Source organism: Acidovorax sp. Root219 (assembly GCF_001428665.1).
Classification (GTDB): Bacteria; Pseudomonadota; Gammaproteobacteria; order Burkholderiales; family Burkholderiaceae_C; genus Acidovorax.
Genome location: NZ_LMIJ01000024.1, coordinates 116425 through 128287 on the forward strand (window position 1 = coordinate 116425; position 11863 = coordinate 128287).

The window sequence follows — 11863 nt, forward strand, 5'->3', positions numbered from 1 at the left end:
ACCTGTGGCAACTAGCGCGGCTCAAATTGCAAAAACCGGCAAGTTCGGCGACCTGCGTCGTCGCCTGGTTTTTCTGTTGCTTGCGCTGATCGTTTACCGCATCGGGGCTCATATCCCGGTGCCTGGTATCGACCCAGCCCAACTTCAGCAGTTATTCAGCGGCCAGCAAGGCGGCATCCTGAACCTGTTCAACATGTTCTCGGGTGGAGCGCTCTCGCGCTTTACCGTCTTTGCACTGGGGATCATGCCGTACATCTCGGCATCGATCATCATGCAACTGATGACCTACGTGGTCCCGACGTTTGAACAGCTCAAGAAGGAAGGCGAGTCCGGCCGCAGGAAGATCACCCAGTACACGCGCTACGGCACGCTGGGCTTGGCCATTTTCCAGTCGCTCGGCATTGCCGTGGCGCTGGAGAGCTCGGCCGGCTTGGTGCTGAGCCCTGGCATGGGTTTTCGCATCACGGCCATGGTCAGCCTGACGGCAGGCACCATGTTCCTGATGTGGCTCGGTGAGCAGATCACGGAACGTGGTCTTGGCAACGGTATCTCGATCCTGATCTTTGCAGGTATCGCGGCCGGTCTGCCAAGCTCCATCGGTGGCCTGCTGGAGCTGGTGCGCACAGGTGCGATGAGCATTCTGGCAGCTATCTTCATCGTGCTGGTGGTCGCTGCGGTGACTTACTTCGTGGTGTTCGTGGAACGTGGTCAGCGCAAGATCCTGGTGAACTATGCGCGCCGGCAGGTGGGGAACAAGGTGTATGGTGGACAATCGTCGCACCTGCCCTTGAAGCTGAACATGGCAGGTGTGATTCCTCCCATCTTCGCGTCGTCCATCATCCTGCTGCCAGCCACCGTGGTGAACTGGTTCAGTGCCGGTGAGTCGATGCGCTGGTTGCGCGACATCTCTTCTGCCCTGACGCCTGGTCAGCCGGTGTATGTGATGTTCTATGCTGCTGCGATCATCTTCTTCTGCTTCTTCTACACGGCGCTGGTCTTCAACAGCCGTGAAACGGCAGACAACCTGAAGAAGAGCGGTGCGTTCATTCCCGGGATTCGTCCTGGTGAGCAGACGGCCCGCTATATCGACAAGATTCTTGTGCGACTGACACTGGCGGGGGCGGTTTACATCACCTTCGTCTGCCTGCTGCCCGAGTTCTTGATTCTGAAGTACAACGTACCGTTTTACTTTGGTGGAACTTCGCTGTTGATCATTGTGGTGGTGACCATGGACTTCATGGCCCAGGTCCAGAACTACATGATGTCGCAACAGTATGAGTCGCTGCTCAAGAAAGCCAATTTCAAAGGCAATCAGGGCGGTTGACGGGTGACGGTGGCCAGGCGCTTTCCGCGGTTGGTTTCCTGAATGCAAGGTTTGGTTTAGTTGGCGCCCCACGATGTTTGTCGCGGGCACAAATTGTGTTCCGTGCAAGATGCCGGGACGGATGCAAAAGTTTTAGGAGAATGCAATGAGAGTTTCGGCTTCGGTCAAAAAAATCTGCCGCAACTGCAAGATCATCCGCCGCAAAGGTGTGGTGCGCGTGATCTGCACGGAACTGCGTCACAAGCAGCGCCAGGGTTGATTGGAAAGTATTAGAGGACGCATATGGCACGTATCGCTGGCATTAACATTCCGCCCCACAAGCACGCGGAAATCGGTCTGACCGCCATTTTTGGCATTGGTCGGACTCGCGCTCGCAAGATTTGCGAAGCAACCGGAATCGCTTACTCCAAGAAGATCAAGGATCTGACGGACGGCGACCTGGAAAAAATTCGTGAGCAGATCGAGCAATTCACCATTGAAGGTGATCTGCGCCGCGAAACCACCATGAACATCAAGCGCTTGATGGACATTGGCTGCTACCGTGGTTTCCGCCATCGTCGTGGTCTGCCGATGCGTGGTCAGCGTACCCGCACCAATGCCCGCACCCGCAAGGGTCCGCGCAAGGGTGCTGCTGCACTGAAGAAATAAAGAGATTGAAAGATCAATATGGCCAAGTCTCCAGCCAATAACGCAGCACAGCGCGTTCGCAAGAAGGTTCGCAAGAACGTGTCGGACGGCATTGCCCACGTGCATGCGTCGTTCAACAACACGATCATCACGATCACGGACCGCCAGGGCAATGCCCTGTCGTGGGCATCGTCGGGTGGCCAGGGCTTCAAGGGCTCGCGCAAATCCACGCCTTTCGCTGCCCAGGTGGCTTCGGAAGTGGCTGGCCGCGCCGCCATTGACCAAGGCATCAAGAACCTGGACGTCGAGATCAAGGGCCCAGGTCCTGGTCGCGAATCCTCGGTGCGCGCACTGGGTGCCCTGGGCATCCGCATCACGTCGATCTCCGACGTGACGCCAGTCCCGCACAACGGCTGCCGCCCTCAAAAGCGCCGTCGTATCTAATTTTCACAAGCCCACCGCCGCCTGCGTACGCGAGAGCGACACAGGCGGCTCCCGCAATGGTTTGCGGTAGATGACAAAAAGGAAGTTCAAGTGGCACGTTACCTCGGCCCCAAGGCCAAACTCTCCCGCCGTGAAGGCACCGACCTGTTCCTCAAGAGCGCACGTCGCTCCATTGCGGACAAGTGCAAGTTCGACTCCAAGCCTGGTCAGCACGGCCGCACCTCCGGTGCCCGCACGTCCGACTATGGCCTGCAACTGCGCGAAAAGCAGAAGGTCAAGCGCATGTACGGCATTCTGGAAAAGCAGTTCCGCCGCTACTTCGAGACCGCTGATGGCCGCAAGGGCAACACCGGCGCCAACCTGCTGTTCCTGCTGGAATCGCGTCTGGACAACGTCGTGTACCGCATGGGCTTTGGCTCCACGCGTGCAGAAGCCCGTCAGCTGGTGTCGCATTGCGCCATCACCGTGAACGGCAAGCCCGTCAACATCCCCTCGTACCTGGTCAAGGTCGGCGATGTCGTGGCCGTGCGCGAAAAGTCCAAGAAGCAGAACCGCATCGTCGAAGCACTGCAACTGGCTGCACAGGTCGGCATGCCCGCCTGGGTGGACGTCAATGCCGAGAAGGCAGAAGGCGTGTTCAAGAAGGTGCCTGACCGCGACGAGTTCGGCGCCGACATCAACGAATCGCTGATCGTTGAGTTGTATTCGCGCTAATCGCTAGTTCGAATCACATTTCGAGAAAACCGTACCTGAACCGCGAGGCATCGCGGTTTAGGCGCTTCACCAGCCTTACCGGTGTAACGAGCTGGGGGTATTGAGAGGAAGTCTGAATGCAAACCAATTTGCTGAAACCCAAGGCGATCAATGTCGAGCAGCTTGGCCACAACCGTGCCAAGGTCGCGCTGGAGCCGTTCGAGCGTGGCTACGGCCATACGCTGGGCAACGCCATTCGGCGCGTCCTGCTCTCGTCCATGGTGGGTTACGCAGCGACGGAAGTCACCATTGCAGGCGTTCTGCATGAGTACTCGTCCATTGACGGCGTTCAGGAAGATGTGGTCAACATCCTGCTGAACCTCAAGGGCGTGGTGTTCAAGCTGCACAACCGTGACGAAGTCACGCTGAGCCTGCGCAAGGATGGTGAAGGCGTGGTGACCGCGCGCGACATCCAGACGCCCCATGACGTCGAGATCGTCAACCCCGACCACGTGATTGCCACGCTGTCGGCCGGTGGCAAGCTGGACATGCAGATCAAGGTGGAAAAGGGCCGTGGCTACGTGCCGGGCAACCTGCGCCGCTATGCCGACGAATCGACCAAGTCGATTGGCCGCATCGTGCTGGACGCCTCGTTCTCCCCTGTGAAGCGTGTGAGCTACACCGTGGAAAGCGCCCGTGTGGAGCAGCGTACCGACCTGGACAAGCTGGTCGTCGAGATCGAGACCAACGGTGCCATCACTGCCGAAGACGCAGTGCGTGCATCGGCCAAGATCCTGGTGGAGCAGCTGGCTGTGTTCGCACAGCTGGAAGGTGGCGAGCTGGCTGCGTTCGACGCACCTGCAGGCCCACGCGGCAATGCCACGTTCGATCCGATCCTGCTGCGCCCTGTGGACGAGCTGGAGCTGACCGTGCGTTCTGCCAATTGCCTGAAGGCCGAGAACATCTATTACATCGGTGACCTGATCCAGCGCACCGAGAACGAGCTGCTCAAGACGCCTAACCTGGGCCGCAAGTCGCTCAACGAAATCAAGGAAGTGCTCGCATCGCGTGGTCTCACGCTTGGCATGAAGCTTGAGAACTGGCCACCAGCCGGTCTGGACAAGCGTTAATCAAAACCGCTATAATCCCGGGTTCCCCGAAAGAGGGACCCTGGTTTCCAGAGTCCCCCGCGGTCTTGCCGTAAGGGGGACTTTTCGTTCCCCCCCGAGGGAACAACAGTGCCTCGCGCAGTACCTGATACGGCTGCCCGATTTAATTACATAGACAGTAGAAGGAAAGCACCATGCGCCACGGACACGGACTCCGCAAACTCAATCGCACCAGCTCGCACCGCCTTGCGATGCTGCAGAACATGATGAACTCGATCATCGAGCACGAAGTCATCAAGACCACCGTTCCCAAGGCCAAGGAACTGCGCCGCGTGATCGAGCCCATGATCACCCTGGCCAAGGTCGACACCGTCGCCAACCGCCGCCTGGCTTTCAACCGCCTGCGCGACCGTGACAGCGTCACCAAGCTGTTCAACGACCTGGGCCCCCGCTTCAACGCGCGTCCCGGTGGTTACACCCGCATCCTGAAGATGGGTTTCCGCGTTGGCGACAATGCGCCCATGGCCCTGGTTGAATTGGTCGACCGTGGCGATGAAAAAACTGAAAATTCTTCGGCCGCAGCCGCAGAATAAGGTATATAATTCAATCTTGCCGCGGGATGGAGCAGTCTGGTAGCTCGTTGGGCTCATAACCCAAAGGTCGGAGGTTCAAATCCTCCTCCCGCAACCAATATAGCGGTTAGCCGCTTCAAAAAAGCCCACTTGATAGTGGGCTTTTTTGTTTCTGGGCCGGTTTTGTCGGGGCTTCCATCCTTGAAAGCCCCCTGGCTGGCCATCCGCAGGCGGTCACTGGGGATGCTGGTGGCGAAACTCCTGTGTCTTGCCGCCATAGCCATAGGCCGTGGCGCGCACATCCTGCACGTAGATGTAGCTTTCTTCGTGCAATTCGCCCAGCAGCCCCTGGAATGCGGCGAACACTTCGGCGATGTAGCGCGCCTTCTCGGCCTTGGTGTTGGTCTCGTCGACCACCTTGATGTCCAGGTACACGCTGCGCTTGCCCTGTGCTGCGAGGCTGCTGCCGCCCACGATCCAGTCCTCGGGATGCACGTAGGAGACGGTGACCGCCGTGATCTTGGGGTTCTTGCCCAGGATGCGGGTGGTCAATTCGAGCAGCGTGTCCGAGATGCGCTGCGAAAGGGCGGCCGAGCGTTCGGCAGAGACCTTGACGTTGATGATGGGCATGGTGGAAAACTCCTGGTCAGTGGTGGCGGGTTGTTGGTGCCTCCACTGTAGTTTTCGGCCCTGTTTTCGGACACGGCGGCCCGCGGGAAGCGGCTTTGCAGCGCGTGCAAAGCCGCCCCGCCGATGTTCAGGCCGATGCCTGTACCCGCTTCAATGCGCGGGCGCACAGGCCACCCAGGCACAGCACCCAGGCCAGCATGGCCACCAGCGGCGCCAGCGGCATTGAGGGGGCGAGCGCCACGGCCGAGAAGCGGGGTCGGCGGGCAAAGTCTGCGGGGCCGAAAGGGCGCTCGTTGAAGACATAGGGGTAGTAGAACTCCCGCACTTCCCTGTGGAAGGTTTCTATGCGCTCCTGGTAGCGCAGCTGGGCTGGCAGGTCGCTGCGCGCCAGCCCGTGCAGTGCGCCCTGGGCCGCCACACCGGGCAGCAGCCAGCCCAGGCGTTCCGTCCAATGCTGGCGGCGCGTGAGCCCGCTGCGGTAGGCACTGACCTCGCCGGCCACGCTCTCGTCGCCCAGTTGCTGGAAAGCGTAGTACCACTTCCAGTGGAACTGCACCGGCAGGGCGGCTGTGTCCTTCCACTCGGGGTGGGTCTTGAAGAACTTGTGCATCGTGGCATCGCGCGGCTGGTCCCAGGCGCCGTGCACGTTCTGGCGTTGCACGAGCATCAGGTCCACGCCCTGGCCCACGGGAATGCTGCGCGTGATGGCCATCTGCGCCAGCGTGGGCAACACCAGGGTGAGCACCACCCAGCAGCCCATCAGCGCGGTGGCATGCGCGGTGGAGCTCCAGGGCCGGGCGGCCACCAGCACGCACACGGTGCCCCAGAAGGCCGCGTAGACCACCACCACGGCCAGCGCTCCTGCCAGGGCCGCCATGCCGATGGGCAGCACGGCTGCGGCTGCCAGCAGCGGCAGGGCCAGGCTGGCGATGGCCAGCGCCGTGCGCAGGCCCGCGCGGCGCAGCCACAGCCGCGTACCCGCCCCCGGCATGGCCAGCAGCGTGCGCAACCGGCCCGACTGGCGCTCGCCCGACACCAGGTCATGCAGCAGCGCAATGATGAACAGCGGCGCCAGGTAGATCAGCACGAACGCGAAGTCGAAACGCCCTGCGAGCGCGAGTTCGGGGTTGAAGGTCTCCCCCTCGTAAAGCTGGGCCTGCAGCCCCAGGGCGCGCACGCGCAGCACATAGGGCGCCACGTCGCGCAGGCCCAGGGCCAGGAAGGCGGCGCTCGAAGGCGGGTCCTGCGTGTCGTAGAACGTGTAGTAGGCCGCATAACCCGCATCGCCGCCTTTGGCAAAGCGGCTGGCCACGGCCTGCACGTCCCGCTCGTGCAGCGGCGCCAGGCGTGCGATGTGGGCCTGCTGGCGGGCCACCTCGCGCGCGCCCGATACCAGGGACACGGCGGACAGCAGGCACAGCAGCACCAGGGCCCACAGGCACAGGCGTGAGCGGCAGACCAGCCGCCATTCATGGGCAAGCCAGCGCATCATCGGGTGCTCCTTCCCAGGCGCTGCGCGCTGAAGGCCAGCAGCGCCAGCAGTGCTGCCAGCCAGGCCAGCAGCGTGGCTGCGGCAGGCAGCACCGACTGCAGCACGGCCGACGGTGTGGCAGGCAGGTACTGGAAATGCGCAGTGTCGTGCCAGTGCGTGCGGTCCACGCGGTTCTGCCGGGTGGGGTTGCGGTCATCGGCATAGCGGATCTTCTCCGCCTGCAGGCGGTTGAGCGACTGGATCAGTGTGTAGCGGTAGTGCTCCCCCTGCTCCAGAAAGCGCCGGTAGCTGGCCAGGTCGGTGCCCGCCGTGGCCATCGACACCCGCCGCAGGGCCAGCAACGGGCTGAGCAGGCCGGCCCGGTCCATCCAGGCGCTCTGCCGCCCCTGCTGGTCGAAGGAATCGGCGGCATAGCGGTTGAAGAGCTCGCTGGTCATGCGTTCGCCTTCCATGCCGAGCAGGCCTTTGTAGTTGACGGGCAGGTCCTCGACCCTGGCGACGCCATACTGCGCCAGTACCTTCTGGCGGAAGCCCGCGAAGTACGGATCGTCGGGGTTGTGGCTGTCACCCATGGCGGCGAGGTCGCGCGCCACGGCAATGTCGCTCTCCAGGCGGGTGGGCAGCCCGTGGGCATAGGCGGCCGTATCTGCCGCCAGCCGCGGCACCAGGATCACGGTGACCGTCCACAGGGCAAGCAGGCACAGCAAGGCATCGCGCCGCCGCGCAAACAGCGCGGAAAGCCCCACCACCGCCAGCGCCCACAGCAGCAGCCAGAGTGCATGGCCCGCCAGCAGCGCTGCCGAGCGCAGGGGTTGCGAGAGCGCACCCATCCAGGCCAGCGCCAGGGCGGCGGGCAGCAGGGCCAGTGCCGCCGCGCCGGCCAGTGCCAGCAGCTTGCCGCGCACGATCTGGCCCGGTCGCACGCCCTGCGCCAGCAAGATGCGCAAGGTACCCGACTCGCGCTCGCGTGCCAGGGATGCGTGGCCCAGGAACACCAGCAGCAGCGGCGCCAGCACCTGCAGCACGAAGGCCGGCGTGAGCTGGCCGAAGCGCAGCAGCAGGGACGACTGGCGCACATCGCCGAAGTTGGCGCTGTTCTGGCGGTGACCCTCCAGGAACAGCGTGTGCCCGGTGTAGGCATCGATGCCCGCGTCGAATGCCGCCAGCGGGTTCAGCGGCCGGAACACGAAGTGTCCGTAGTGCACCATGCGGTGCGGGTGGCGGTCAGGCTGGGCCTCGAACTCCTGGTTGGCCTGCGCCTGGTAGCGGGCGCGCTCGGCATCGGCTGCGCGGCGCGATTCCCAGGCCGTGAGCGAGGCCACCAGGGTCAGCACTGTGAGCAGCGCCAGGCCCAGCACGGCCACGCGGTCGCGCAGCATCAGGCGCCACTCCTCGCGCGCGATGCGGGTGACGGCGCGGCTCATGCCGTGGCTCCCGGCGTGGCGTAGCGCCGGTGCAGGGCGCGCACGTCAAAGCGCTCGTCGCCACTGGCCGCCACTTCCTCGACCAGGCGCCCGGCATCGATGAAGCCGATGCGGTCGGCCACGTCGGCTGCGCTCAGCAGGTCGTGCGTCACCATCAGCACCGCCACGCCCTGCGAGCGCAGCAGCGCCAGCAACCGGTTGAACTCGGCAGTGGCCTGCGGGTCCAGGCCCGAGGTGGGCTCGTCCAGCAGCAGCGCCGGCACCTTGCGTGCCAGTGCCAGTGCAATCGCCACCTTCTGGCGCATGCCTTTGGAAAAACCCGCCACGCGCTGGCCGTGGGCCGCAGCGGCGAGCCCGGCGGCCCGCAGTGCCTGGTCAATGGCCTGCGCGCCCTCGGGTTGGCCCGCCAGGTCCAGCAGGTAGGCCACGTTCTCGCGGGCGCTCAGGTGCTCGTAGAGTGCGACGTTCTCGGGGATGTAGGCCAGTTGCCTGCGCGCCGCGTCCGGGTCGGCCACCGGGTCGGTGCCGTGCACGCGCAGGCTGCCCGCAGTGGGCGCAAGAAAGCCCAGGAACAGGCTCAGCGTGGTCGTCTTGCCCGCACCGTTGGAGCCCAGCAGGGCGTAGATTTCACCCCGGTTCACCTGCAGGTCCAGGCCCTGCAGGATGGTGCGGCCGCCGTAGCTGGCCGTGACGGCGCGGGCCTGCAGTACAGGTTCTGGGAGATGGTGGTCTGCCATGGTCGTCATGCCCATCGTGTTCAGAACTTCGCCTGCAGGCCCATGGTGACCGTGCGGGCTGTGCCCGGGGTCACCCACACGCGGCTGTAGGAGCTGGTGTAGTAGGTCTTGTCAAAAAGGTTGTCCACGTCCAGCGTCAGCCGCAGCGTGGGCGACAGGCGCCAGTACGCGACCAGCTTAGCCGTGGTGTAGGCGGGCAGGTCGAAGGCCGGCGTGCCTGCGGTGGCCTCGCCTTGCGTGCGCGCCTGGCCCAGGCGCTGGCCCACGTGGGTAACGCCGCCGCCCACGCCGTAGCGCTGCCCATTGCCCAGCATGTCCTCGTACACCGCCAGTACGCTGCCGTTGACCTTGGGCACGTTGAGCAGGCGGCCACCCACTTCCAGGGTGTTGTCCTTCGTGATCTCCACGTCGTTGAACACCATGCTCGCGTTGACCCGCCAGTGCGTCGTCACCTGGCCCGCCAGGTCAAATTCCAGGCCCCGGCTGCGGATCTCGCCAGCAGCGGCCGAAAAGCCGCTGTTCAGTGGGTCGGCCGTGAGCACGTTGCGCTTGCGGATATCGAACAGAGCCGCAGTGGCGCCCATGCGCTTGTCCGCGCTTTCCCACTTGGTGCCCAGTTCCAGAGCCCGGCCCGTCTCCGGTTCGAATGCACGGGTCGCCACGTCCGAGCCGACGTTCGGGCGGAAGGAACGGCCCGCATTGGCATACACCGTCCACTGGGGGGTTGGCAACCAGCTCAGGCCGACACGCGGCGAGGTGGAAGAGGGTTCCTGGCTGGCCGTGGCGCGGGTCCGGCGGTTCTCCAGGGACTGGCGGTAGTTGTCCATGCGCACGCCCGCCACGAGCCGCCAGTCGGGCGCCAGCCTGATCGCATCCTGCAGGTAGAACGCCGTATTGCGCTGGTGCTCCAGCGTGTCGGTGTTGGCTGTCGGCGTGGGCTGGGCCTGGCCGTAGACCGGGTTGCAGATGTTGATCGCATACGGCGCCGTGGTGGTGGGGTTCGCCCTCAGCATCAGCGAATCCATGTGGAAGCGAAAGCTCTCCACTCCCAGCAGCAGTTCGTGCTCGATGGCCCCTGTTTTCAGGTTGCCTTGTAACTCGGCCTGGAGCGCGATGTCGTCAGACTCGAAATCGCGAAAGCGGCGCTGCCGCGTCAAACTGCCATTGGCCTGCAAGGCGGTGGCTTCGGTGGAGAAACCATTCACCGAAGTTTCGCGGTACGCCAGGCCGAACCGGCTGCGCCAGGTGGGGTTCCATTCATGCGACAGGATGAACTGGTGAGTCTGGTTCTCCACCGCCACCTTGCCGTCGGCCGGTTCGCCCAGGAAGCGGTTGCGGGGAATGGCGCCCAGCTGGTTGTTCACCGCGACCACGCCGCGGTCGAGGGGCGTTGCCTGGCGCAGCACCTCGCCGGCATATTCCAGCACCGTGTCGCGGCCCAGCTTCCAGGTGAAGGCGGGCGCCACCACTTCGCGCCGTGCCGTCACCTGGTCGCGAAAGCTGTCACGGTCTTCCACCGCCACGTTGAGGCGGTAGGCGAAGTTCTCGCCAATGGGGCCCGTGCTGTCGAAGGCGCCGCGCTTGAGCGCATAGCTGCCCACGTAGCCTTCCACGGAGTGGGCCGCTTTCCACAGCGGGCGCTTGGAGACGATGTTGAGCGTGCCGCCCGGCTCGCTGCTGCCGTACAGCGCGGCAGCAGTGCCCTTGAGAAACTCGATGCGCTCCACCCCCGCCAGGTCGCGCGGTGCGTTGAAGCCGCGGTTGGACGAGAAGCCGTTGAGCAGCGTGGCCATGCCGGTGTTCTCGTTGCCCGGCAGGCCGCGGATGGCGATGTTGTCCCACAGGCCGCCAAAGTTGTTCTGCCGCGATACGCCGCCGACATAGTCGAGCACGTCGTCGAGCTTGGTGGCGCCCAGGTCGTCGATGGCCTGGCGCGTCACGATGCGCACCGACTGCGGCAGCTCGCGCAGCGGCAGGTCCGACTTGGCTCCGGCCGCTTCATCGGCGTGGTATGCCCCGGACTCTGTGCGGCCCACGATCTCGACGGTGGACAGCTGCCCAGGCGCCTGGGCCACGGGGGGCGGTGCAGTCTGCGCGAAGACCGGAGCAACCAGCGCGCAAGCAATGGCCCATGCCAAAGGGTGGGGGCGCAGGTGGAGGAAAACGGGCACGGAAATACCCGTGCGAAGCGTGGCGGTGGTCATGAAGGGCATTCGAAGGGGCAGGTCTCGCGCGCATGCCTGCTGCGTGCAGGCGCGGTTACGCGGTGGCGCGGTGGCGCAGACCAGGAAGAAATGCACCGGCCTGCGGCAGGCGCCGGGCGCAGCCGAAAGGTCGATGGGGACGGGACGTTCAGCCCAACGCAGTGCGCAGGGTCAGGCCTGTGCGGCGGGAGGGTCGCGTGACGCGAACGGCCAATGGCCGGGGTGCGGGATGAAGGCCACTGCATCCCGCACTGGCGGTACCCAGGCCCAGGCCTGCGCAGCGTCGGGCACGGGCGGGGCCGTGGCCAGGTCGGCCGCCTGCTGGGCGTGGGCCAGGCACCAGGCACACACACCGGCCTCGACAGAGGTCTTGCCGGGATGCCCAGCCTCGCTGTCTTCGTCGGACGCCAAGGCCTGCGCTACCGCCGCGCGCTGGCTCCCCAGGTGCTCTGCGGCGTGCAGGCCCATGCCTGCCGTCAGGTGCAGGCACAGCGTGAGCAGCAAGAGCCAGAGGAGGGGGCGCGAGATCCGCATGGTGGATGCGCATCATACTATTGAGAACCAATTCTCAGTCGAGGCGGGTCGGGCGGGGCCAGGAGATGCCGTC

The 11863-nt window shown here is 64.4% G+C and carries 13 protein-coding genes and 1 tRNA gene; 8 read left to right on the forward strand and 6 right to left on the reverse strand.

Annotated features, from left to right (window positions below; all coding sequences use genetic code 11):
- Positions 1–4 precede the first annotated feature (4 nt).
- From secY to ASE28_RS22635, 8 genes are all read left to right on the forward strand, one after another.
- Positions 5–1324 carry a preprotein translocase subunit SecY gene (gene secY / locus ASE28_RS22600; protein ID WP_057203967.1) on the forward strand — a complete coding sequence of 440 codons (1320 nt, stop codon included), beginning with the start codon at positions 5–7 and terminating at the stop codon, positions 1322–1324.
- A 145-nt stretch (positions 1325–1469) separates the two neighbouring features.
- The gene (rpmJ, locus tag ASE28_RS22605; RefSeq protein WP_057203968.1) at positions 1470–1583 is read left to right on the forward strand and encodes a 50S ribosomal protein L36; all 114 of its coding nucleotides are present in this window, start codon (positions 1470–1472) and stop codon (positions 1581–1583) included.
- A gap of 23 nt (positions 1584–1606) precedes the next feature.
- Complete coding sequence (rpsM, locus tag ASE28_RS22610; RefSeq protein WP_008906516.1) at positions 1607–1972, forward strand: 30S ribosomal protein S13; 366 nt, start codon at positions 1607–1609, stop codon at positions 1970–1972.
- An 18-nt stretch (positions 1973–1990) separates the two neighbouring features.
- The gene (gene rpsK, locus ASE28_RS22615) at positions 1991–2395 is read left to right on the forward strand and encodes a 30S ribosomal protein S11 (RefSeq protein WP_005793662.1); all 405 of its coding nucleotides are present in this window, start codon (positions 1991–1993) and stop codon (positions 2393–2395) included.
- 90 nt (positions 2396–2485) lie between these two features.
- Positions 2486–3109 carry a 30S ribosomal protein S4 gene (gene rpsD, locus ASE28_RS22620; protein ID WP_057203969.1) on the forward strand — a complete coding sequence of 208 codons (624 nt, stop codon included), beginning with the start codon at positions 2486–2488 and terminating at the stop codon, positions 3107–3109.
- 116 nt (positions 3110–3225) lie between these two features.
- Positions 3226–4218 (forward strand): DNA-directed RNA polymerase subunit alpha, encoded by a 993-nt coding sequence (gene rpoA / locus ASE28_RS22625; protein ID WP_007861735.1) that lies wholly within the window; start codon positions 3226–3228, stop codon positions 4216–4218.
- 173 nt (positions 4219–4391) lie between these two features.
- Complete coding sequence (gene rplQ / locus ASE28_RS22630; RefSeq protein WP_057203970.1) at positions 4392–4790, forward strand: 50S ribosomal protein L17; 399 nt, start codon at positions 4392–4394, stop codon at positions 4788–4790.
- 20 nt (positions 4791–4810) lie between these two features.
- Positions 4811–4887, forward strand: a tRNA-Met gene (locus tag ASE28_RS22635).
- A 116-nt stretch (positions 4888–5003) separates the two neighbouring features.
- Here ASE28_RS22635 and ASE28_RS22640 read toward each other — a convergent pair.
- The 6 genes from ASE28_RS22640 to ASE28_RS22665 all read right to left on the reverse strand — a co-directional run bounded on the left by ASE28_RS22640 (position 5004) and on the right by ASE28_RS22665 (position 11790).
- Positions 5004–5399, reverse strand: a complete 396-nt coding sequence (locus tag ASE28_RS22640; RefSeq protein WP_057268559.1) for a 4-oxalocrotonate tautomerase family protein — start codon at positions 5397–5399, stop codon at positions 5004–5006.
- A 127-nt stretch (positions 5400–5526) separates the two neighbouring features.
- Complete coding sequence (locus tag ASE28_RS22645) at positions 5527–6891, reverse strand: DUF3526 domain-containing protein (RefSeq protein ID WP_235516194.1); 1365 nt, start codon at positions 6889–6891, stop codon at positions 5527–5529.
- A complete protein-coding gene (locus ASE28_RS22650) occupies positions 6888–8315 on the reverse strand; it encodes a DUF3526 domain-containing protein (RefSeq protein ID WP_057268560.1) in 1428 nt (475 codons plus the stop codon). Before ASE28_RS22650 ends, ASE28_RS22645 begins: the two co-directional genes overlap by 4 nt.
- Positions 8312–9052 carry an ABC transporter ATP-binding protein gene (locus tag ASE28_RS22655; RefSeq protein ID WP_057268687.1) on the reverse strand — a complete coding sequence of 247 codons (741 nt, stop codon included), beginning with the start codon at positions 9050–9052 and terminating at the stop codon, positions 8312–8314. Before ASE28_RS22655 ends, ASE28_RS22650 begins: the two co-directional genes overlap by 4 nt.
- A 20-nt stretch (positions 9053–9072) precedes the next feature.
- Positions 9073–11256 carry a TonB-dependent siderophore receptor gene (locus tag ASE28_RS22660; RefSeq protein ID WP_082608213.1) on the reverse strand — a complete coding sequence of 728 codons (2184 nt, stop codon included), beginning with the start codon at positions 11254–11256 and terminating at the stop codon, positions 9073–9075.
- Positions 11257–11427: 171 nt separating this feature from the next.
- Positions 11428–11790, reverse strand: coding sequence for a hypothetical protein (locus ASE28_RS22665; RefSeq protein ID WP_057268561.1), 363 nt, complete (start codon positions 11788–11790; stop codon positions 11428–11430).
- Positions 11791–11863: the final 73 nt, after the last annotated feature.